This is a genomic window from Haloplanus ruber (genome assembly GCF_024494725.1).
Taxonomy (GTDB): Archaea; Halobacteriota; Halobacteria; order Halobacteriales; family Haloferacaceae; genus Haloplanus; species Haloplanus ruber.
Genome location: NZ_JANHDK010000001.1, coordinates 581,600 through 603,027, shown reverse-complemented (window position 1 = coordinate 603,027; position 21,428 = coordinate 581,600). Strand labels below are relative to the sequence as shown.

Below are 21,428 nucleotides of genomic sequence, written 5' to 3'. Positions count from 1 at the left end.
GGGCGTGAGTGTGCGGACGGGGATTTATCAGTCCGCGACCGGTGACACCGACCGATGCCCTCCACGAGCCGCACCTGGCAGGTATCGGCCCTCGGTCTCGCCCTTCTCGTCGTCGGCTACGCGACGGTAATCGCCGGCAACACGCTCCTCGGAGTGCTTCTCGCCGCCGTCGTCTACCTGCTCGCGTGGGTGATCGACCGGGCGTCGCCCGGAACCCCGCTCGGCGACATGACCCACGCGCGGCGCCTGGCGACCGGTGCCGTCGTCCTACTCGTGCTCGCGTACTCGGTTGTCATCGCGGCGTCGTTCTTGCTCGGCGTCCTCGTCTCGATGGTTGTCGTCGCCGTCGCGTGGCTCACCAGTCCCCTGGGACCGGTCGCGCGGTGGCTCGACACCCGGTGAAGTGAATCTTTTTGCGCGCGCCGCCCCGCCCTCGGTGTATGGTGTCCGATCTCTTCGACGCCGACCGGTGGACGGCCGTCACCGGCGAGTTCGACGACGTGACCTACCACCGCGCGGACGACGTCCCCGCGGTACGGATCGCAATCGACCGCCCCGAGGTTCGCAATGCCTTCCGCCCAGGAACCGTCGACGAACTGTACGCGGCGCTGGATCACGCCCGTCAGCAGGCCGACGTGGGCGCGGTGCTGTTGACGGGCAACGGCCCGTCGCCGAAAGACGGCGGGTGGGCGTTCTCCGCCGGCGGCGACCAGGCCATCCGCGGGGAGTCGGGCTACGAGTACCGCGAGGACGACACGGCCGACGCGGCCGAGGGCACCGACGCCGACACCGGTGACGCCGCGCTCGACACCGACACGCCGACCGTCGGTCGTCTCCACATCCTCGAAGTTCAGCGCCTGATTCGGTTCATGCCCAAGCCGGTCGTCGCCGTTGTCCCCGGGTGGGCCGTCGGCGGTGGGCACTCCCTGCACGTCGTCTGTGACCTCACCCTCGCGAGCGAGGAGCACGCGAAGTTCCTCCAGACCGACCCCGACGTGGCCTCCTTCGACGGCGGGTTCGGCTCCGCCTACCTCGCCCGACAGATCGGACAGAAGAAGGCACGCGAGGTGTTTTTCCTCGGGAAGACCTACGACGCCGCCGAGGCCGCGCAGATGGGGATGGTGAACGAGGCGGTTCCCCACGAGACCCTTGAGGACGTTGCCCTCGACTGGGCCGAGACGATGACGGACAAGAGTCCGACCGCGATGCGGATGCTAAAATACGCCTTCAACCTCGCCGACGACGGGATGGTCGGGCAGCAGGTGTTCGCCGGCGAGGCGACCCGCCTGGCGTACATGACCGACGAGGCAAGCGAAGGGCGGGACGCCTTCCTCGACGGGCGAGACCCGGACTTCGGCGACGTGCCGTGGCATTACTGACCGACAGTTGGTGCCCGATTGGCAAACTTTATCATCAATACTCGTACGATGACGAGTGATGGCAGCCGAAGACGAAACATCCGCTTGGCGAACCTTCGTGTTCGGGGACGAAGACCTCCCCGATCCAGATTATCCCATCGATCACGTTCCACGGGACGAACGCAAAGGGCTGGTAAGCATCTCGGCGGTGTTGCTGGGGTTTGTCTTTTTCGCTGGCACCCTCTGGTCGGGCGCCGAGGTGGGCGCGGCGATGGGCTTTGGTCCGATGCTCACCGCGACGGCCGTCGGCTACGCCATCCTCGGCGTCTACGTCGCGGCGCTGTGTGGCATCGCCGCCAAGGCCGGGCTGACGACCGTTCTCCTCGCCCGATACAGCTTCGGTCGGTGGGGAGCGAAGTTCGCTGACCTCCTTCTCGGGGGCACACAGGTCGGCTGGTTTGGCGTCACCATCCCCATGGTCGCCATCCCGACGGCCACCTTCTTCGGCCTCGACTCGCCGACGTTCACCCTGGCGCTCATCGTCATCTGGGGTGTCCTCCACCTCGCGACGGCCTACGTCGGCTACGAGGGGATGGAGAAGCTCTCCATGGTCGCCGTCCCCATCTTGGTCGTCGTCGGCCTGCTCTCGGTGTACATCGCCGTGGGTGACGCCGGCGGGATCGACGGCCTGTTTGCCGGCGGGAGCGGCGGGATGGGCTTTGCCGCCGCCGTCACCATCGTCGTCGGGACGTTCATCAGCGGCGGGACGCAGGCGCCGAACTGGGCGCGGTTTGCCTCCTCTACCCGCGTCGGCTTCTGGGCCGGCCTCGTCGCCTTTCTCGTGGGTAACGGCTTTCTCTTTCTCTCGGGCGCCGTCGGGGGTGCCGTCTACAACGTGACCCCCGCCGGCGACCTCTACGAGGTGCTCGCCGCACAGGGACTCGCGGCCATCGGGCTGGTCGCGCTCGTGCTCAACATCTGGACGACGAACGACAACGCCGCATACGCCTTCGGCGTCGCCGGCAGCGAAGCCTTCGAGTTCGACCGCAAGCGCCCGTTCGTCCTCGCCGGCGGAACGGTCGGTATCCTGCTAGCGCTGGCCGGCGCCGAGAGCCTGCTTATTCCGTGGCTGTCGACGCTCGGTCAGTACGTCCCGCCTCTCGGTGGCGTCATCATCGCCGACTTCCTCCTCTGCTGGCGGTTGCGTATCCCCCACATGGACGACGTCGAGTTCGCTGGGGTTCGCTGGATCGGAGTCTTCGCCTACCTCGTCGGCATCGTCGTCGCCGCCCTCACCGCGGGCCAAGTCGCCCCCGGCGTGGCCGCCCCGCAGGTGCTTCCCGGTCCCGGCGGTGCGGCGCTCAACGGCCTCGTCGCCGCCTTCGTCGTCCACACGGCGGCGTACTACCTGCTCGAAGGCACCGGTGTCCTCGCCGGCCATGAGGTCACCCCCGACGCCGAGCGGTTCTAGTCGTCGACCTCTTCGACGCGCTTGCCCGTCGCCTTCGGGACCACCCGCCGGTCGGCGTCGACCCACTCACGGTCGAACTCTGCCCCCTCGAACAGGCGGTCGAGAAACACCGCCAGCGCCGCCACCTCCGAGTGGGGCTGGTTCGTCACGCCGACGTTCCAGTCGGCGCGGTCGTACACCTCGAAGTCGACTTTTCCGGCGCCAACGACGATCAGGAGCGGGTCACTCCGATGGCGGTCACGGATCGTCGGCGTCACCGCCTCGACCGGTTCACCGTACATCGTGAGGTGGACGACCGTCCCCTCCCACTCTTGGAGGATCGGTCGGTAGGCGTCGGTCACCGTCACGTCGAACGGACCGCCGAAGCGGTCGGTGATGTCGGTGACCGTCTCCCGCGCCTGCGAGGTGTCGCCGACGAGGACCGCCCGGTCGGCGCCGAGCGCCCGCGCCGTCAGGGCTACGTGTGTCGTCATGCGGTCGTCCCGGCCGGGCCGGTGGCCCAGTCGCAACACGACCACCTCGGGGGCATCCTGCATATCCGACGCGAGGGCACCGAGGAGGTAACGGCTTTCGGAACGTGGATCGACGTGAGAACGCTTGGACCCGACGCCGTCGGAGAGACACGCCTTTACTCGCCCGGATCGAATGGGATCTGTGCAGATCGTGGGCTACGACGCCACCGAGGGCGGCCTCCTGGTGAGCGACTGCGATGGCGCGGTCGACGGCGCCGCGGACAGATCCGGGCCGCCCGAGTCCACGGCCGTCCCCGTCGAGTACGTCCCTCTCGATCCGGGGGCCGACCTCGACTATCGACTCGGCGACCGCCACTGTGCCGGCATCGTCACCGACGACGGCCACCGATCCTGTGACGACCCGGACGCCCCCTACTGTACGGCTCACACGTCGACGTGGGTCTGTGCTCGGTGTACGGGCACCTGTCTCAAAGACGAGATGGACTGTTTCGACGACCACGCAGTCTACTTGGCGGCGTTCGCGCCGGATACGTTCAAGATTGGGGTCACGAAGGAGTGGCGCCTGGAGACCCGCCTCCGCGAACAGGGGGCCGACCGCGGCGCTCACCTCCGGACGGTCGAGAACGGCCGGATCGCCCGCGAAATCGAGGCAGGGCTGGCCGACGAGATTCCGGACCGGGTGCGAGTCCCGACAAAGCGGGCGGGGCTGGGCCGGACGGTCGACGAGGCGGCGTGGGCGGACCTGCTCGCGGGGTTCGATCCGCGAGCCACCGTCGAGTTCGACTACGGTCTCGACCTCGCCGAGCGCCCAGTCGCGGAGACGATAGCGACGGGACGGATTCGCGGGACCAAGGGCCGCCTACTCGTGGTGGATCACGGTGGAAGCACCTACGCGGTAGATCTGCGGGACCTGGTCGGCTACGAGGTGACACACGGCGGCACCGACCGCCGACTGCAGTCGAGTCTCGGGGCGTTCGGATAAGGAGTTCGCTCGAACGGTAGCGCCCGCGACATCACGGAGCGGCGTGGTGACCGACCGCCTCAGTCGTCGCGCATATCCGGCGGCAGGAGGTTCGGGATGCCATCCTCGATCGGATACTCCTCGCCCGTGACGGTCCCGATCAGGCGGCCCTCGATGATCTCCTCGCCGTCGCGCTCCTCCACCTCGAGTTCCAGTTCGCTCTTATCGAGCGGATCACAGAGGATCTCCATCAGGGATTCCTTCATCACCCGAGGGGAGGGGGTCAGCCGGTAAAAATCCACGGGTACAGCGGCCGTCACTCCGGCCAGATTGCCGTCACGGCGCGATCCCCGTCCTCGACGGTGTCGTAGGCGAACCCCCGGTCGTCGAGTCGCGGGAAGAGGTGCTGTGGGACTCGGTCGTTCACCTGCACTAGCATCCCGTCGCCGCCGAGGTCGGTGAGAGTCTCGAGGGTCTGCTTCAGGGGTTCCGGCGGCGGCAGGTCGCGCACGTCGAGAATCTGGTGGTCACCGGTCGACGGGGCCTCCGTCTCGGCCAGCAGTGATTCGACGCCTGGCATACTTCGTCGTTGGACGGCCCTCCGCGAGGGGTTTGCCCCGAACACGTTCGGCCCATACGTCACTGTGTCCGGGGTTCTTGACGCTGCCAAGAGGAGTACGACCATGGCGACAGTCAGCGTCTCGCGGACGATAGCAGGGTCGGCGTCGGCGGTCAGTGAGGCGATCACCGACGTCGAACCGTTCATGCTCGCGGCCGGGTTCGACGAGGTGACCGTCGACGGCGACGAGATACATCTCGTCAACCGGGTGGGCATCGCTCAACTCGAATTGAGCCTCGAACGTATCGAGGACCCCGAGGCAGTCCTGGCCTACGAGCAGGTAGAGGGTATCTTCGAGTCGATGCGCACCGTCTACCGAATCGAGGACGCCGGCGAGGCGGGGGTCCGGGTCGTGGCGGAAACCGACTTCGCACTCGACGTGGCACTCGTCGGTGACCTCCTCGATGCGACGGTCATCAAGCGACAACGGCGCCGCGAACTCGACGCGCAGTTCGACCACCTCGAATCACTGTTCGCCTGACGCGGCCCCGAACGTGTTCGGGCAACCGCTTTGGGGGCTGGGTCGGCAACGTTCGGACATGGAGACAACACACGACGACGCCGAGCCAATCACGGACGCAGTTCACGAGACGTCGTGGTCGGCGAACCTCGAAGGGCCGGAGCACGCCGCCGACCGCGAACTCGTGGTCGAACAGGCCATCGACGCGGTGGTACACACGGCGTCGGGCAACCACGTCAACTTGGTGACCCACGGTGACCACGGGCACCCCGAAACGTACCTCTACGCGGAGCTACGGGCGGCCTTCGACGACGCACGCATCGAGTACGTCGATCAGTGTGGCTGTGGCGGGCACGTCACCCGCGTTCACGTCTAACATGCACCCCAGCGCCATCGACACCGACGAGCGGCCGTTCGTCCTCGTGTGGGAACTCACGCGGGCGTGTGACCTCACCTGCAAGCACTGCCGGGCGGACGCCCAGCCGGAGCGCCACCCGGACGAACTCACGACCACGGAGGGGAAAGCACTCCTCGATGCGGCGCGGCGCTTCGGCGAGAACCAGTTGGTCGTGCTCTCGGGCGGCGATCCGCTGGCTCGCGACGACACGGTCGAACTGATCGAATACGGCGCCGACCGAGGGCTTCTGATGACGCTCACCCCGAGTGGCACGGCGTCGCTGACGCCGGACCGGGTCGGGGACATCGCGGACGCCGGCGCCCGACGCCTCGCCGTGAGCGTCGACGGCGGCACCCGCGCGGCTCACGACGAGTTCCGCGGTGAACCCGGGAGCTTCGAGTCGACCATCCGGGCGGCGGAGGCGGCCCGCGACGCTGGCCTCCCGCTTCAGATCAACACGACCGTCTGCGCGGAAACCGTCGAGGAACTTCCGGCGATCCGCGAACTCGTCGCTGATCTTGATGCCGTCCTGTGGTCGGTCTTCTTTCTCGTCCCCATCGGTCGCGGGACGGTCCTCGACAGCGTCGGTCCAGCCCGTGCCGAGCGGGTGATGGAGTGGCTGGTCGACGTCGAGGAAGCGGCCGACTTCGGGATCAAGACCACCGAGGCCCCCCACTACCGGCGGGTCGCACTCCAGCACCGACGCGACGAGGGCGAGTCGGCGGCGACGGCGCCCGACAGTATCGGCCGGCGGGTCGGGGTGACGGCCGGCGACGGCTTCGCCTTCGTCAGCCACGTCGGCGACGTGTTCCCCTCCGGCTTCCTCCCCGTCTCCGCCGGCAACGTCCGCGAGACGGATCTGGTGGACTGTTACCGGAACGCCGAGCTGTTTACCGACCTCCGCGACCCGGACGCCCTCGGCGGAAAGTGTGGCGCCTGCGAGTTCCGCGGAGTCTGCGGCGGGAGTCGGTCGCGGGCCTACGCAACGACCGGCGATCCGCTGGCGAGCGACCCGCTCTGTGCGTACGTCCCCGAGGACTACGGGGGACCGCTCCCCGACGGCCACGAGTCTCACCCTCACGCCTGACCATGTCGACGCCCCCAATCTGTCAGGCCACGGCGCGGCCGGAGGACCGCTCGATCACGGCCGAGGCGAGTGACGACGCCCCAGCGGACGCCGCGGCGCTCGACCGGCGCCTGCGCGAGCGAGGTGTCGCGGTCGCCGACCGGGAACTAGCGACCGCGCTCGGACGACTCGACGACCTCTCGCCCGCCCAACGGCAGGTCGTGGCGACGATGGCCGGCCGGATCGCCGCGGGCGTCCTCGCACCCGCTCGGGCGGCGGTCGACTGCGAGGGTGGCGACAGAGTCGACGGATCAGTCTCCCCCGAGACGGTTCGACGGCTGTTCCTCCCGGACGAAGATGTTCGGGACGGGGCGTAGGTGACGCGGACGCTTAGGGTACCTATGCCCCTCGTTCCGCGCCCTTGGTCGAGCGACAGCGACGACTTCGACGACTACGACACCTTTCGTCCCGAGGCTCTGTCCGCCCCGGGTTCGTTCCTCGACGGGCACGAGGTGCTGACCGGTCGTCGGCACGCCGCCTTCCACCGGCTGACCCGCGACCGGTTCGAGGCTCGCACCGTCTACGACGTGACCTTCGGCTACAATCTCGCGCGCCTGAACCTGGACACCCGACACCCGGACGCGGGCTACCGATACGCCGTCGAGACCGACGACTCGTCGGTCCTCCGCGCGGAGTTCACGCCGACGACGGAGTTCTGCCCGCAGAGTGACACGCTCGTAACGGCGTCGTTTCGCGCTTGGAACGCCGACGACGCCGGCCCGTCCCACGAGTTCGACCTCGTGCGCGTCAGGGTCGCGCCGATGCACGAATCGAGCGCCCGAATCAACGACCGCCTCGCAGACATGGAAACAGCCTACCTCGACTCGGGATCAGTGCCGGGTGACGGGAGCGAGTCCGGTCCCGGGACGGCGAGCGACGCCGACGACACGCCGGCCGACGGAGACGGTCCGTCGACGCCGTTCTGACCGCCCGACGGCGGCCGCTAGTCGCCGTCGGCCGGATCGAACACACCGTCGCCCAGCGACGACGGCGCGTGGCGCCACAGGACGAGCGACAGGTTCGCCGCGAAGACGGCGAGTCCGACCGCGAGGGCGGCACCGCCGGCGACGACGAGGCGGTGACGGGCGAACAGGTCGCCACCGATCAGGAGGCCGCCGCCGACGACGACGAGGACGAGGTCGGCCGTCGCCAGACGGCCGTCGTACAGGTCGTCAATCATCGGCACCGACTCGAACCCGAGACGGTCGCTGTAGCGGTGGACCCAGACCAGGAAGGGGACGATGTGATAGAGGGTCCCCAGGAGTACGAGAAGGAAGACGAGGCCGAGCAGGTGGGTGGTGTTCGGGGCGCCGAATCGGACGGCGACCCCGAGCGGGTCGCGAAGCCACGCCGGTGTGGTGAGGGCGGCCCAGGCGAGGCCGGTCGGTGCGAGAAGCGCGTACCGGGTCAGCATCGGCGTCCGGTCGGCTCGGGCATCGAGGAGCAGGCGGACGAGGACGGTGAGGAAGGCCGCACACCCGACGAGCAGGAGTGCGGCGCCGACGCGGGCAAGCGCCGCGGCACCGACGAGACGGCCGGCGGCGAGGACGACGACGCCCGTCGGGTGGGCGGCCGTCTCGACCCGCCGGAACCAGTGATCGACGCCCCGGAGTTCCGTCTGGCCGAACATCGGAACGAGCTGGTACAACGCGCCGTAGACCGTCGTCAGGACGGCGCCGAAGACGGCGAGCGTGGCGTGAGCGGCGACGACGCCGCCACGAGCGACCGGCAGGGCGGCGAACGGCCGCGCGACGAAGCCGACGGCGAGCAGGAGGCCGAGCGGCGTCAGCACGACGAAAAAGCCAAGCGCCGCCGCGAAGTGCCCCTCGGTCACGTCGAAGGGGCGCGCCGCCGCGAGCGTTCGGCCGACGTTGTACGCGAGCGTCCAGAAGCCGGCGAGCACCAGCGCCCCGAAGACGGGAAGGGCCGCGAGCCGGGCGGTCAGAAACCCGCCGACCATGCCGGTGAGACCGACGGCAAGGAGCCACAACTGTACCCGTGCCAGCCGATGCGAGTGGAGGTGTGTCCCCGACCACACCGGGACGAACTGCGTCATGGCGCCCGCGATAGTGAGACAGACAAAGCCCACGAGCACCAGGTGGAGGTGGGCGGCACGGGCGAAACCGGTCACGAGGCCCAGTCCGTCCGCGACTCCGACGACCCCGCCGGCTAGCAGGAACGCCAGCGCGACCACGAAATGCCGGAGCGGGATCGAGAGCGGCGGCTGGGTGTCCGTGTCGACGTCGTCGGGTACGGCAGCCATACGTACCGGTACGCCCTTTGCGTCCCTCGGTTCCGCCCCGAACGTGTTCGTGTCCACCCGCCGAAACCGGGTTTTTAACACGGAGGGCGCCTCAGTGAGCGGTATGCCTTCCGCCGAAGTTTCGCTGCCGGACGACGTCGACATCGAGATCAGACAGCTCGTCGAAGAAGGCGAGTTCATCAACCGTGACCAAGCCGTTGAGGAACTCCTCTCGCTCGGCGTGTCCGCCTACAACACGGACGACTCCCCGAACCAGACGGCCGACGAGGACCTGTTCACGCAGGTGGTCGACGACCAGCAGGACCCGGCCATCCGCAACGAGTCCGACGACGAACACACGCTGTAGATCAGTCGGCGGCCAGTAGTCGCTCGGACGTTCGGTCGAACGCCTCGCGCTCGTCGCTCCAGAACGCCCGCAGGTCGCCCAACGGCTGTCGCACCGGTTCGGCCACGTCGTCGCTGACCTCGTACTCGGCGGTCGATTTGACCTCGTGGTAGGCGTCGCGGAAGGCCATCCCGTCCTCGACCTTCCGGTTTGCGGTGTAGGCGGCAAAGATGCCCTCGTCGACGGTGAACTCCGCCGAGAGTTCCAGGTCCTCGATCAGTGGTGTGAGAATGTCGACGGTGGCCCGCACCGTATCGATGCTCTCGAGCAGGTGTTTTTTCGTCCGCTGACTGTCGCGGTTGTAGCCGCTGGGGAGTTTGCCGATGATGCGGCGGACGGCCTCCTTGCTCGCGGACACCTCCTCGGCTTTCGCCCGCGCCAACTCCAGGATGTCGGGGTTGCGCTTCTGTGGCATGATGCTGCTCCCCGTGCAGTACTCGTCGGGCAACGCGAAGAACTGCTGGTCCTCGGAGAAGTTGATGAGATCCTCGGCGAGCTTCTGGATGTCGAGCATAACCAGATCGAGCGTCTGGAGGAGCTGTAACTCCTGTTTCCCGCGATTCGAGCAGTAGATCGGGTTGTGCTGTTTCTGGGAGAACCCGAGCAACTCGGTGGTCAGGTCGCGGTCGATATCGAGGCTAGTGCCGTAGGAGGCGGCGGCGCCGAGAGGGTTCGAGTCGACGATGCGGTAAGTCGCCCTGAGCGACCGCAGGTCGTCGACGAGTGCGTCGGCGTAACTCGACGCCCACAGTCCCGTCGAGGAGGGCATAGCCTGTTGCTGATGTGTGTATCCCGGGATCAGCATGTTCTTCTCGGCGGCGAAGGTGTCGAGAGCGGAGACGAGTCCCAGGATTCGGTCGGCGAGGTCGATAGCTGCGTCTTTCATGAACAGCCGCGTGTCGACGAAAACCTGATCGTTGCGCGACCGGGCGAGGTGCATCTTCTTGCCCGCCTCGGTGCGCTGGGTCACCCGCTCCTCGACGAAGGTGTGGACGTCCTCACCCTCGACTGCCGGCGCCTCGCGGTAGAGGTCGGTGAGCGCCGCCCGGAGCGCGGTGAGTTCGTCGTCGGTGACAAACCCCTGCCGGTTCAGCATCGTCACGTGGGCGAGGTTGGTCAAGACGTCGTACGGGAGAAACCGGTTTTCGAACTCCTTTGGCTCCATCGTGTACTGGAGTGTCGCCTCGCTCGCCGAGTGATCGGTGTTCTCCCAGAGCATGACCCCGCTTGTCCGAGGACCGTACTAAGGGTTTTCGTCCGCCGCCGCGGATCAGAACGCCGTCGACGACTTCCCTTTCAGTCCGAGCAACTCCCGCGTCTCGACGGGGGTGGCGACCTCCCGTCCCGCCACCTCGCGGGTGAGCCGTACCATCTTCTCGACGAGTTCGGCGTTGCTCTCCGCCAGCCGACCGCGTTCGAGATAGAGGTTATCCTCCAGTCCCACCCGGGCGTGGCCCCCCATCGAGACGGCCTGCGTGCCGAGGGGGAACTCGTGGCGGCCGGCGCCGATGACCGAGAAGGTGAAGTCGTCGCCGAAGAGGTCCTCGGCCACGTCCACGAGGTGGTTCAGGTTCTTCGCGCTCGCACCGATTCCACCGTGGATGCCGAGGACGAACTGGATGTGTATCGGCGTTTGCACCAGCCCCCGGTCGACCAGGTGTTTCGCGTTGTAGAGGTGGCCAACGTCGTACACCTCCAGTTCGGGCTTGGTGTCGTGTTCGTCGAAGATTGGAAGGATAGTCTCCAGATCAGCGAAGGTGTTCTGAAAGATGAGGTCACGGGTGCCATCGAGATATTCGGGCTCCCAGTCGTACTCGAACTCGTCGTACTTCTCGACCAACTGGTAGAGGCCAAAGTTGATCGACCCCATGTTACAGGAGGCCATCTCGGGTTCAAGTTCGGGGACGACCTGGATGCGCTCTTCGGGTGGCATTGTCGGCGCGCCGCCGGTGGTCGGCTGGACAATCGCGTCACAGCCCTCGGCGACGGTCTCGGCAACCTCGCGGAACAGGTCGAGATCCGTGACCGGTTCGCCGGTCGCCTCGTCGCGAACGTGGACGTGGACGATACTCGCCCCGGCCTCGGCGGCGGCGACGGCCTCGGCGGCAATCTCCTCGGCGGTGATCGGAAGGTGCGGGGACATGGTCGGCGTGTGGATCGCTCCCGTCACCGCACAGGAGACGACAGTCTTGTCGAACTCGCGCATACGACCGCGGAGGGGCGCCGCCGGCATATGTGTAGGGGGTCGTTCCGACGACCCGTCCCCGCATTCTGTCTCCGTGGACCGAAGCTCACGCCCGTCCGGGACCGGTGTTCCCGGCGACGATGCCGCCGAGTGCGCCGAGAACCGCGGGGAACACGACGCCAGCTAGCAACACCGCCGGTAGGAGTTCGGGCCGGCCGCTGAAGCTGGCGCCAAGCCCCTCGGTCGAGACACGGAACAGCATCGCGCCGATGATCGACAGGGCCAGATACGGCAGGACGACGAGAGAGCCAGCGACTGCGCCGTCGGTCGTCCCCGCGACGCCTCGCGCGCGGCCGACCGCCAGCCCCGCCCCGATCAGCAGCGCCACCGGAACCAGATACAGGAGCGGCGTGAACCCGTCCCCGCCGACGAACGACGTCGTGTTCGACCCGCCAAAGCCGAGAAATCCAGCCTCGACGACGGTGCCGACGAAGTGACTGTTGAAAAACACCCAGCCGATGAAGTCGATGCTGTTGCCGCCGCCGACGTTGTCGGAAATATCGCCCAGTTCGGACCTGTCGAGACGGGCGAGGACGACCAGCGCCGTGAGCAGGTAGCCGACGATCCAGGCGGCGGCGCCGGCGACGACACCCTCAACGAGCGGCAGGTCGCCGGTATCGACTGACGAGGACATATGTGTGAGAGTCATCCACATGAGATGAGGCTTCCGGTGTGCCGCTCCTGTGACCGCACTGATCGAAATCGGCCTCGGAACCGGGCAGGCGGGGCGCGGGGACAACGGCTAAGGTCTCGACCGCCGACCGGCCTCTCGTGACCTACGAACACACACCCGTGACGGTCGAGGGGAAGCGAGCGGTCGTGATCGGTGGCACGAGCGGCATCGGTGGCGCGCTGGCGCGTGGCTTCGCGGCCGACGGCGCGGACGTGGTGGCGACGAGCCGAACGGAACGCCGGGTCGCAGAGACGGCGGCCGACCTCCGCGATCTCGGCGCCGAGACCGTCGAGGTGACCTGCGACGTGACCGAGCCTGAGAGTATCGACGCGATGTTCGATGCCGTGGTCGACGGTCTCGGTGGGATCGATATCCTCGTCACCTCCCAGAGCTACATCTCGCGGACGACCATCGCGGACGGCACCGAGGCGGACTGGGAGCGGGTCTTCGACGTGCAACTCGACGGCACCTACCGCGCGGTTCAGAGTGCCGCCGAGCGGATGGACGAGGGGTCGATCATCCCCATCTCTTCGATCTCGAACCAGACGGCGATCCCGAATCTCGTGCCGTACACGACCGCGAAAGGTGGGATCGACTCGTTCACTCGGGTGGCCGCGAAGGAACTCGGCCCCGAGATCCGGGTCAACGCGATCAAACCCGGATTCGTCCGCTCCGAGCAGACGACGGGGACGTACGACGAGGGGACCGAGCGGAACCGAGAGATCACTCGCCGGACGGTCCACGGCCGAATGGCCGACCCCGAGGAAATCGTCGGCGCCGCAATCTACCTCGCCAGCGACGCGGCCACCTACACCACGGGGAGCGTGCTGACCGTCGACGACGGCTTCACCGCCGACGCGTTCGGAAGCGAATAGCGACGGTGTGGCCCGTCCGAACCGAACCGCTCTTGTCAGCGCGTGCGGTACGCTGACGCCATGGATCGACGGATCACGGCCGTCCGGGCGGCCCGCGCCGGTGCGGCCCTCGCGGCGGAACTGTTTCGCACCGGACTCGACGTCGAGACGAAGGACTCGGCGACCGACTTCGTCACCGAGGCCGATAGGCGTACCCAGGAACGCATTGTCGAGTTCCTCGCCGAGGAGTATCCCGACGACCCCGTCGTCGGCGAGGAGGGCGACGGCCGCAAGCGCCTGCAGGCGGACGAGACGGCGTGGATCGTCGACCCGATCGACGGCACGACGAACTACGTTCGGGACATCCCGCTGTGGGCGACGAGCGTCGCGGTCGTGGTGGACGGAGATCCCGTCGCGGCCGCCAACTGCCTCCCGATGCTCGGCGACGAGTACCACGCCGGAACTGACGACGTGATTCGGACCACGTACCAGCCGGACGGCCCGGTCGACGACGGCGACTCGGTAACGGTCAGCGACGCGTCGAGCCTCGAAGCGAGCATCGTCGCCCCGACGCTTCGGTACACGGGAGACGGGGTGTACGGCTCGCTCCTCGGGGCGCTCTCCCCGCACGTGGGCGATGTCCGCCGCTTCGGATCGGCACAAACGACGCTCTCGCTCGTCGCCGGCGGCCACCTCGATGCCGCCGTCGGCGTCACCGAAGCCCACCCGTGGGACACCGTCGCTGGCGTCCATCTGATCGAGCGCGCCGGCGGGACGGTGACGGACCTCGACGGCGACCCGTGGACGCCACGGAGCGAGGGCCTCGTCGCCTCGAACGGCCGGATTCACGACGCCCTGCTCGCGGTGTTGTGATCGGCGGGTCGCCGTCGGCGAAGTTCGACACGAACATCTATTAGCGTCCGGCGTGCCAGTTCGGGGCATGGCTCCGGAACGCGAAACGCGGACGGACGGGGTGGTTCATCGACCCTCCCGGGAGTTCGTCGAATCGACCAACGTCCACGAGTTCATGCGGGCGTACGACATCGACGACTACGAGGCGTTGATCGAGCGGACCACCTCGGAAGTCCCGGGTGAGCCACGGTCCGGCGTCGACTGGTTCTGGGACGAACTCGTCGACTACCTCGGAATCGAGTTCGACGAAAGGTACGACGCGGTCCGCAACGACGCCGCAGGCCCGCAGTTCACCGAGTGGTTCCCCGGTGCCCGCCTCAACGCCGCTCACAACGTCCTCGACCGGCACGCCGCCCCCGACGCCGAGACCCGCAACACGGTCGCCTGCATCTGGGAGGGGGAACCGGGCGACGTGCGGGAACTCACCTATCACGAACTCCACCGCGAGGCCAACCGCGTGGCGAACTACCTGGAATCCCGAGGGGTCGGCACGGGCGATACCGTCGCGCTCTATATGCCCATGGTACCCGAGGTGATCGCCATCCTCTATGGCTGTTTCAAGGTGGGTGCCGTCGCCGTCCCGGTGTTCTCGGGGTTCGGTGTCGACGCCACGGCCACCCGTATCGACGACGCCGAAGCAAGCGTCCTGTTCACGGGCGACGGCTTCTATCGCCGGGGCGACCACGTCCGACTGAAGGCGACGGCCGACGAGGCCATCGACCAGGCGGGCCACGTCGAACACGTCGTCGTCTACGACCGCCTCGGCCTCGCGAGCGACGGGTCGATCCCGTGGCACGACCGGGACGAACACTGGAGCGAGGCAGTCGGCGAGGCCAGCGACGACTACGAGACGAAATCCCTCGACGCGAACCAGGAGTCGATGCTGCTGTACTCCTCGGGGACGACCGGGCGGCCGAAAGGCATCGTCCACACCCACGCCGGCGCACTTCTCCAAGCGGCAAAGGAGGTGTACTTCGGGATGGATCTCAAGCCCGCCGACCGATTTTTCTGGGTCAGCGACATCGGCTGGATGATGGGACCGTGGACCCTGTTGGGCACCCACGCTCACGGCGGCACGGTCTTCATGTACGAAGGGGCACCGGACCACCCGGAGCCGGATCGATTCTGGCGGATGATCGACGACCACGGCATCACGCAGTTTGGCATCTCGCCCACGGCGATTCGGGCGCTCCGCAAGCGGGGCGACGAGTGGGTCGAGGGCCACGACCTCTCGACGCTTCGCGTCCTAGGGTCGACCGGCGAGCCTTGGGACCCCGAATCGTGGCTCTGGTTCTACGAGGAGGTGGGCGGCGGCGACACGCCGATCATCAACATCTCCGGAGGGACCGAGATCATGGGCTGCTTTCTGATGCCCATGCCGATCAATCCGCTCAAGCCCTGCACCCTCGGCGGACCGGGGCTGGGGATGGACATCGACATCGTCGACCGCGAGGGAGAGTCCATCGCCGACGCACACGAGCGGGGCTTTCTCGTTGCCCGTGACTCCTGTCCGAGCATGACGAAGTCACTGTGGAGCGGCGACGAGCGCTATCTGGAGGAGTACTGGAGCACCTGGGAGGGCCTGTGGGACCACGGCGACTGGGCCCAGAAGGACGAAGACGGCTTCTGGTTCCTGCACGGCCGCGCCGACGACGCTCTCAACGTCGCGGGCCGGAAGGTCGGGCCGGCGGAAGTCGAGGGCGCCGCGATGGAACACCCGGCGGTCAACCAGGCCGCCGCCATCGGCGCCGCCGACGACACGACCGGGACGGCGGTCGTCCTCTATGCCGTCCTCGAAGCCGATGAGACGGAGAGCGACGACCTGCGCGGGGCTATTCGGGAGACGGTCGGCACGGAACTCGGCAAGCCGTTCCGCCCCCGCGAGGTCCGATTCGTCGACACCTTCCCCAAGACCCAGAGCGGGAAGATCATCCGCCGGGCCATCGAGGCCGTCCACCGGGGCGAGGAACTCGGCGATATGAGCAGCATCGAGAACCCCGACGCGCTAGCGGAAATCGAGAACGCGCGGTAGCTACCGCGGCCCGAAGCTCTCGGCCCGAAGGTCGTCGACGCCGACGGCCTCGGCAACCGTCTTTGCGTCTCTGACGAACGACTCGAAGCCGAAGACGTACACCGTCGCGTCGGCGGCGGCCGCGAGGGTGTCCGTCGCCTCGTCGAGGGCCTCGACGAGCATGACCGTCGCGCCGTCGGCTTCGAGGGCGTCCAGCCGATTCCGATGGGGTGGGTCCTGTCCCCAGAAGACGATAGTGGCGTCGTGGCCGTTCTCTCGGGCGCGTTCGGCGATGCCAACCGCCGGGCCGATGCCCGGTCCCTCGGCGAGGACGACTGCCGGCCCGTCTCCGGTGTAGCGAACGTCACCGAAGGGACCCTCGATTTCGACCGTGTCGCCGGGGGTTCGCTCGGCGAGCCACGGGGCGAGGGTTCCCTCGGGGACGTACTCGACGGTTACCTCCATTCGCTCCTCGGTCTCCGGCGAGGAGAGCGTGTAGTATCCGGACTCTTCGACCCCGTCGACGGTCGCCCGGACCAAGAGGAACTGTCCGGGGGCGGCGTCGAACCCGTCGGGCGTCCGCAGTTCCAGCGCGACCGTCCGCTCGCCGACCGACTCGACGGCTTCGACCGTGACCTGTGGCATACTCGTGGAACCGCGGTCGGCGTGGATAAACCTTGGCCGACGGGACCGGTATCGTGACTCCGACACTGAGACACTGGACAGGAGTTATGAGCCTCCTGGACGCGTATGTCGATAAGGTGTCATCCATGAATACCGAATTCACACACCGACCGTCGTACACACATCTGACAGTCGAACTCGACGCGGGGGAGTCCGTCGTCGCGGAACCCGGAGCGATGGTCGGCCACTCGTCGAACGTCGCCGTCGAGACATCGACCAGCCGTGACGGCCTGCTCAGTTCCGCGAAGTCGATGCTCGGCGGTGAGTCCATGTTCGCAAACGAGTTTGTCGCCGAGGGTGGCTCGGGGACGGTGACGCTTGCCCCCTCGACGCCCGGCGACGTGATGGAACACGAACTCGACGACGAGACGCTGTACACCACCGACGGGGCCTTTCTCGCCGCGACGCCCGGAGTGGACATCGACAGCGAACTCGGCGGGCTGAAGTCGATGCTCGGGGAGGCCAGCCTGACACCCCTCGCGCTGAAAGGGACGGGCACGGCCTTCGTCGATGCCTACGGCGGCCTCGAACGCCTCGACCTCGACGCCGGGGAGTCGTACGTGCTCGACAACGAACACCTCGTGGCGTGGGACGACAGCGTCGACTTCGAGACGCGGAGCGTCGGGAGTCTGAAATCGGCGGTGCTTGGCGGCGAGGGACTCGTCTTCGAGTTCACCGGCCCCGGGACGGCGTGGTACCAGACCCGCGACCTGGACGCTTTCGTCTCGGTCCTCCAGCCACGCATGCCGAGCAACTGATCGCCCGCGAGACCCCCCGTCCCGACCCCGAGGTATAAGACCGCCAGGGCCGACTGTGGGTGTGCCATGCACGATACGGTACTCGCAAGCGAGACGCGGACGGTCGTCTCGCCCGGCCGGATCGAACTCGGGGCTGGAGCGGTCGAAGCTCTCGGCGGGCACGCCGCGCGGTACGGTAACACCGCTCTCGTCGTCGCCACCGAACAGATCTTCGAGTTCCACGGCGACAGAGTGATCGACCAACTGGAGACGGTGGGCGTCGATCCGGTGGTGTACACGGACGTCCGCCCCGATCCAACCGTCGAAAACATCGAGAGCGCCCACGCGCGCTACGAACGCGAGGACTGTGACATGATCGTCACCCTCGGCGGCGGCTCCTCCATCGACACGGGCAAGGGGGTCGGCATTCTCGCGACCAACGAAGGGCCGATCCGCGAGTTCGGCGTCGACCGTGCCGGCTACGAGGGCGTCCCCAACCCCACCCCGCCGCTCGTCGCCGTCAACACCACCGCCGGCACGGGGAGTGAGGCGACCCGCTCGGTCGTCGTCAGCGACGAGTCCACGTCGACGAAGTTCCTCATCGTCTCCGCGAACGTCGTCCCCGACGTGGCCATCGAAGACCCCGTCCTCACGCAGTCACTTCCCAAGAGCCATACGGCCTTTACGGGCATCGACGCCTTGACTCACGCCATCGAGGCCTACGTCTCGGTGAAATCTTACAGCGTGCCCGACGGCTACGCCGAGGAGGCCATGGAGCGCATCGCCCGCTCGCTGCCGGTCGCGTGGGCCAACGGCGACAACCTCGACGCCCGCGCCGACGTGATGGTCGGGCAACTCCAGGCCGGCCAGGCGTTTACCAACGCCTCCGTAGCGCTGGTCCACGGCCTCGCTCGTCCCCTCGGCGCACAACTCCACATCCCTCACGGACTCGCAAACGGACTCATTCTCCCCTACGTCGTCGACTTCTCTGCGATGGCCGCCCCCGAGAAGTACGCCGAAATCGCGCGGATCCTCGACGCCGCCGACGCGGACGACTCGACCCGTACGGCCGCCGACGCCGCCGCCGACGGCGTACTCGACCTCTGTGCCGACCTGGATCTCACCGGCTACCTCGACGACTTCGGCGAGGTGCCCACCCGCGAGGAGTACCTCGACGTGGTCGACGAGATGGCACAGGACGCCATCGACTCCGGATCGCCCGAGAACAACCCTCGGAAACCCACCCGTGACGAGATTGCTGACCTCTATCTCACCATCTACGACGACGCACTCGCCCCCGACAGCCCGCGTCGTTCCTAATCCTCCCGTCACGCTATGGCCATCAGTTTCCCCGCTTCCTCACTGTTCGGTCTCGTGATGCTCGCTATCGGCCTGCTGATCACGCTCGTTAGCCTGCGGTACGTCTGGCGGTCGAGCGCCCTCCTGCGTGTGGCGACAGTGTCGCGGATCGACGACATGGAGGGTTCGCTCGTCCGTCTCACGGGTACCGTCGAGGCCGACGGCGACCTGATCGAAGCGCCGTTCAGCGGCGTCGACTGCGTTACCCTCCGGGCGTCGGTCGAGGAGCGACGCCTCGGCTCGTTTCTCTTCCCCACCGACGTGACGATTCACGATCCGTCGCAGAGCCGCCCGTTCGTCCTGCGGACGCCTCACGCGGCCGTCCCGGTCGACGCGCCGACCCGGACCGTCGTCCTCGATCCGACCGTCGTCGCCACGGTCGGGCCGGCGGACACACTGCCGGATCGGATCGCCCGCTACGAGCGTCGCACCGACGGGCTGGCGCCCGACTCGGGATACCGGTCGCCGCCGGCGGCGCTTGCCCCACTCGCCCGCGCGCTCTCGCTCGGCACGCGCCGGTACAGCGAACACCGCCTCTCGCCCGGCGAGACGGTGACCGTCGTCGGGCGCGTTGCCGACGGCCGCGTCGACCCGCTGGTCGCCGTCGATGGCTCGCCCGCCCGAGCGCTCCTCCGACTGTCGAAGACGTCGGTCGCCGGACTGCTCGTGGGTCTGTTCGCCGCCGCCCTCGGCGTCCTCCTGCTCGTCGGTTAGGCGTCGTCGTTCGGTGGATCGGCCGCGACCGGCCCCGAAAGGGGCTCATCCCGGCGCTCCCGGAGCGCCGTCTTCGCGAACTTGCCGGTCGCGGTCTTGGGCACCGACTCGACGAACCTGAACTGGTCGGGCACCCACCAGTCGGGGAACTCCCGGCGGACGCGGTCGGCGGCCGCGGCGATCAGGTCGTCCTCGTCGCGGTCGGCGTCGGCGACGACGTAGACGACCGGCCGCTCCCCCCATCGCTCGTGGGGAACGCCGACGACCGCCGCCTCGCTCACCGCCTCGTGGCTCATGATAGCGTTCTCGACCGCCTGTGAGGAGATCCACTCCCCACCGGACTTGATCACGTCCGCGGCCCGGTCGACGAGTTCGACGTAGCCGTCGGGATCGACGGTGACGACGTCGCCGGTGCGGAGCCACGACCCGTCGAAGGCGCCGTCGTCGCCGTCGACGTACCCCTCGGCGACCCAGGGGCCGCGCACCCGGAGTTCGCCCATCGCCTCGCCATCGTGGGGCACGGTGTCGCCGTCGTCGTCGACCACCTCGAACTCCAGTCCCGGGAGGATCAGCCCTTGCTTCTTGCGTTTGGCCAACTGCGTCTCGTAGTCCGCGTCCCGGAGGCCGGGTTTGAGGTGGGAGACGGCGCCGACGGGCGCCGTCTCGGTCATTCCCCACCCGTGGACCACCTCGATACCCCGGTCGTCGAACGCGCGGATCAGCCGTTCCGGCGGCGCCGCCCCCCCGACGACGATTCGGGAGAGCGTCGAGAGGTCGGCGTCGTGGTCCTGCAGGTACTCGAGGACGCCGAGCCACACGGTTGGTACCCCCGCGGTGAGGGTGACGCCCTCGCGTTCGATCAGGCCGACCAGATCCGCGGGGTCGGGTGAGGGACCGGGGTAGACCTGCTTTGCCCCCGCCGCCGTCGCCGCGTAGGGGAGTCCCCAGGCGTTGATGTGAAACATCGGAACGACGGGCATGACGACGTCGGCGTCGGCGATGTCCAGACCCATGGGCGTCATGATCGCCATCGTGTGACTCCAGAGCATCCGCTGGGTGTACGCGACCCCCTTCGGATCGCCGGTCGTCCCCGAGGAGTAACACAGGCCGGCGGGGTCGTCACCGTCGAGGGTCGGCGGGTCGTAGTCACCGCCGTGGTCGGCGACGAAGTCGGTGAGAGTCGTCGTCGGGAGCGGGAGGTCCGGAGCGTCCGCGCCGACGACGACCACCCGTTCGACGCTCGCGAAGGCGTCGGGGGCGTAGGCGTCACGGAGCGTGTCGACCAGCGAGGGATCGACGAACAGCAGGCGGTCCCCCGCTTCCGCGACGATACGCTGCACGTCATCGGCCGGGAGTAACGGATTGATGGTGTGGAGTTGTGCGCCGAGGTCGGGCACCGCGAAGTAGGCCGTGAAGTGGTTATCGTGATTCCAACAGAGGGTCGCGACGCGATCACCGCGGTCGATGCCCACCGCCCGCAGGGCGCTCGCCAGTCGCCGCACCCGGTCGGCGTAGCCCGCGTACGTATCCCGGTCGATGCCATCGCCCGTCCGTGCGACGACCGCCCGATCCGGATACAGCGTCGCCGCCCGCGTCAGGAACGGACGGAGCGTCTGTCCAGCCATACAGAAACGTCCGACACGACACCGATAAAGCCTGTCACCCCGTCCCCGATCCGGCACAGGTCCCTGGCGTCGGTCAATAGCTCGGCGGACGACGGCTGACG

General features: G+C 67.9%; 25 protein-coding genes. 16 read left to right on the top strand and 9 right to left on the bottom strand.

Annotation, left to right across the window (positions count from 1 at the left end; genetic code table 11):
* The first annotated feature begins 54 nt into the window (after nt 1–54).
* Genes NO878_RS03240 through codB form a run of 3 tightly spaced genes read left to right on the top strand, consistent with a single transcriptional unit; the run spans nt 55 to nt 2,829 of the window.
* Nucleotides 55–402 carry a hypothetical protein gene (locus NO878_RS03240; protein ID WP_256404523.1) on the top strand — a complete coding sequence of 116 codons (348 nt, stop codon included), beginning with the start codon at nt 55–57 and terminating at the stop codon, nt 400–402.
* A gap of 38 nt (nt 403–440) precedes the next feature.
* Nucleotides 441–1,379: a 1,4-dihydroxy-2-naphthoyl-CoA synthase gene (locus tag NO878_RS03235; RefSeq protein ID WP_256404522.1), complete on the top strand. Its 939-nt coding sequence runs from the start codon at nt 441–443 to the stop codon at nt 1,377–1,379.
* 58 nt (nt 1,380–1,437) lie between these two features.
* Entirely contained in the window at nt 1,438–2,829 is a 1,392-nt protein-coding gene (gene codB, locus NO878_RS03230) for a cytosine permease (RefSeq protein ID WP_256404521.1), read from the top strand.
* Here codB and NO878_RS03225 read toward each other — a convergent pair.
* A complete protein-coding gene (locus tag NO878_RS03225) occupies nt 2,826–3,365 on the bottom strand; it encodes a tRNA (cytidine(56)-2'-O)-methyltransferase (RefSeq protein WP_256404520.1) in 540 nt (179 codons plus the stop codon). The two genes, codB and NO878_RS03225, sit on opposite strands and share 4 nt — an antisense overlap.
* 118 nt (nt 3,366–3,483) lie before the next feature.
* Between NO878_RS03225 and NO878_RS03220 the strand changes: the two genes are divergently transcribed.
* Nucleotides 3,484–4,284, top strand: a complete 801-nt coding sequence (locus tag NO878_RS03220) for a DUF2797 domain-containing protein (protein WP_256404519.1) — start codon at nt 3,484–3,486, stop codon at nt 4,282–4,284.
* Between the two features lie 59 nt (nt 4,285–4,343).
* Here the strand turns inward: NO878_RS03220 and NO878_RS03215 are convergent, their stop codons facing one another.
* Entirely contained in the window at nt 4,344–4,529 is a 186-nt protein-coding gene (locus tag NO878_RS03215; RefSeq protein ID WP_256404518.1) for a methytransferase partner Trm112, read from the bottom strand.
* Between the two features lie 50 nt (nt 4,530–4,579).
* Nucleotides 4,580–4,843 carry a DUF2249 domain-containing protein gene (locus NO878_RS03210; protein WP_256404517.1) on the bottom strand — a complete coding sequence of 88 codons (264 nt, stop codon included), beginning with the start codon at nt 4,841–4,843 and terminating at the stop codon, nt 4,580–4,582.
* 103 nt (nt 4,844–4,946) lie between these two features.
* Here NO878_RS03210 and NO878_RS03205 point away from each other — a divergent pair, with 103 nt between their 5' ends.
* Genes NO878_RS03205 through NO878_RS03185 form a run of 5 tightly spaced genes read left to right on the top strand, consistent with a single transcriptional unit; the run spans nt 4,947 to nt 7,791 of the window.
* Nucleotides 4,947–5,363, top strand: a complete 417-nt coding sequence (locus NO878_RS03205) for an SRPBCC family protein (protein ID WP_256404516.1) — start codon at nt 4,947–4,949, stop codon at nt 5,361–5,363.
* A 58-nt stretch (nt 5,364–5,421) separates the two neighbouring features.
* Nucleotides 5,422–5,718 (top strand): CGCGG family putative rSAM-modified RiPP protein, encoded by a 297-nt coding sequence (locus NO878_RS03200; RefSeq protein ID WP_256404515.1) that lies wholly within the window; start codon nt 5,422–5,424, stop codon nt 5,716–5,718.
* Between the two features lies 1 nt (nt 5,719).
* Nucleotides 5,720–6,826, top strand: coding sequence for a TIGR04053 family radical SAM/SPASM domain-containing protein (locus tag NO878_RS03195; protein WP_256404514.1), 1,107 nt, complete (start codon nt 5,720–5,722; stop codon nt 6,824–6,826).
* A gap of 2 nt (nt 6,827–6,828) precedes the next feature.
* Entirely contained in the window at nt 6,829–7,182 is a 354-nt protein-coding gene (locus NO878_RS03190; protein ID WP_256404513.1) for a hypothetical protein, read from the top strand.
* A 24-nt stretch (nt 7,183–7,206) separates the two neighbouring features.
* Complete coding sequence (locus NO878_RS03185; RefSeq protein ID WP_256404512.1) at nt 7,207–7,791, top strand: DUF7998 family protein; 585 nt, start codon at nt 7,207–7,209, stop codon at nt 7,789–7,791.
* 17 nt (nt 7,792–7,808) lie between these two features.
* Here the strand turns inward: NO878_RS03185 and NO878_RS03180 are convergent, their stop codons facing one another.
* Nucleotides 7,809–9,128 (bottom strand): cbb3-type cytochrome c oxidase subunit I, encoded by a 1,320-nt coding sequence (locus NO878_RS03180; protein WP_256404511.1) that lies wholly within the window; start codon nt 9,126–9,128, stop codon nt 7,809–7,811.
* A 103-nt stretch (nt 9,129–9,231) separates the two neighbouring features.
* On the opposite strand from NO878_RS03180, the gene NO878_RS03175 reads away from it, so the two are divergent.
* A complete protein-coding gene (locus NO878_RS03175) occupies nt 9,232–9,474 on the top strand; it encodes a DUF7120 family protein (RefSeq protein ID WP_256404510.1) in 243 nt (80 codons plus the stop codon).
* A gap of 1 nt (nt 9,475) precedes the next feature.
* On the opposite strand, the gene argH is transcribed toward NO878_RS03175, so the two are convergent.
* From argH to NO878_RS03160, 3 genes are all read right to left on the bottom strand, one after another.
* Nucleotides 9,476–10,732, bottom strand: coding sequence for an argininosuccinate lyase (gene argH / locus NO878_RS03170; RefSeq protein WP_256404509.1), 1,257 nt, complete (start codon nt 10,730–10,732; stop codon nt 9,476–9,478).
* A 51-nt stretch (nt 10,733–10,783) separates the two neighbouring features.
* Entirely contained in the window at nt 10,784–11,719 is a 936-nt protein-coding gene (gene kce / locus NO878_RS03165; RefSeq protein ID WP_256404508.1) for a 3,5-dioxohexanoate:acetyl-CoA acetone transferase, read from the bottom strand.
* Between the two features lie 85 nt (nt 11,720–11,804).
* Nucleotides 11,805–12,392: a DUF7978 family protein gene (locus NO878_RS03160; protein WP_256404507.1), complete on the bottom strand. Its 588-nt coding sequence runs from the start codon at nt 12,390–12,392 to the stop codon at nt 11,805–11,807.
* A gap of 137 nt (nt 12,393–12,529) precedes the next feature.
* Here NO878_RS03160 and NO878_RS03155 point away from each other — a divergent pair, with 137 nt between their 5' ends.
* From NO878_RS03155 to NO878_RS03145, 3 genes are all read left to right on the top strand, one after another.
* Complete coding sequence (locus tag NO878_RS03155) at nt 12,530–13,306, top strand: SDR family NAD(P)-dependent oxidoreductase (protein ID WP_256404506.1); 777 nt, start codon at nt 12,530–12,532, stop codon at nt 13,304–13,306.
* 60 nt (nt 13,307–13,366) lie between these two features.
* Nucleotides 13,367–14,158 (top strand): inositol monophosphatase family protein, encoded by a 792-nt coding sequence (locus NO878_RS03150; RefSeq protein ID WP_256404505.1) that lies wholly within the window; start codon nt 13,367–13,369, stop codon nt 14,156–14,158.
* 67 nt (nt 14,159–14,225) lie between these two features.
* Nucleotides 14,226–16,229 carry an AMP-binding protein gene (locus NO878_RS03145; RefSeq protein ID WP_256404504.1) on the top strand — a complete coding sequence of 668 codons (2,004 nt, stop codon included), beginning with the start codon at nt 14,226–14,228 and terminating at the stop codon, nt 16,227–16,229.
* Here the strand turns inward: NO878_RS03145 and NO878_RS03140 are convergent, their stop codons facing one another.
* Entirely contained in the window at nt 16,230–16,853 is a 624-nt protein-coding gene (locus NO878_RS03140) for a ferredoxin--NADP reductase (RefSeq protein ID WP_256404503.1), read from the bottom strand. It lies immediately after the preceding gene.
* A gap of 125 nt (nt 16,854–16,978) precedes the next feature.
* On the opposite strand from NO878_RS03140, the gene NO878_RS03135 reads away from it, so the two are divergent.
* The 3 genes from NO878_RS03135 to NO878_RS03125 all read left to right on the top strand — a co-directional run bounded on the left by NO878_RS03135 (nt 16,979) and on the right by NO878_RS03125 (nt 19,702).
* Nucleotides 16,979–17,650 carry a TIGR00266 family protein gene (locus NO878_RS03135; protein ID WP_256404502.1) on the top strand — a complete coding sequence of 224 codons (672 nt, stop codon included), beginning with the start codon at nt 16,979–16,981 and terminating at the stop codon, nt 17,648–17,650.
* Between the two features lie 66 nt (nt 17,651–17,716).
* Entirely contained in the window at nt 17,717–18,949 is a 1,233-nt protein-coding gene (locus tag NO878_RS03130) for an iron-containing alcohol dehydrogenase (protein ID WP_256404501.1), read from the top strand.
* 15 nt (nt 18,950–18,964) lie between these two features.
* Nucleotides 18,965–19,702, top strand: coding sequence for a hypothetical protein (locus NO878_RS03125; RefSeq protein ID WP_256404500.1), 738 nt, complete (start codon nt 18,965–18,967; stop codon nt 19,700–19,702).
* On the opposite strand, the gene NO878_RS03120 is transcribed toward NO878_RS03125, so the two are convergent.
* A complete protein-coding gene (locus NO878_RS03120) occupies nt 19,699–21,327 on the bottom strand; it encodes a long-chain fatty acid--CoA ligase (RefSeq protein ID WP_256404499.1) in 1,629 nt (542 codons plus the stop codon). The genes NO878_RS03125 and NO878_RS03120 overlap by 4 nt on opposite strands.
* Between the last annotated feature and the right edge of the window lie 101 nt (nt 21,328–21,428).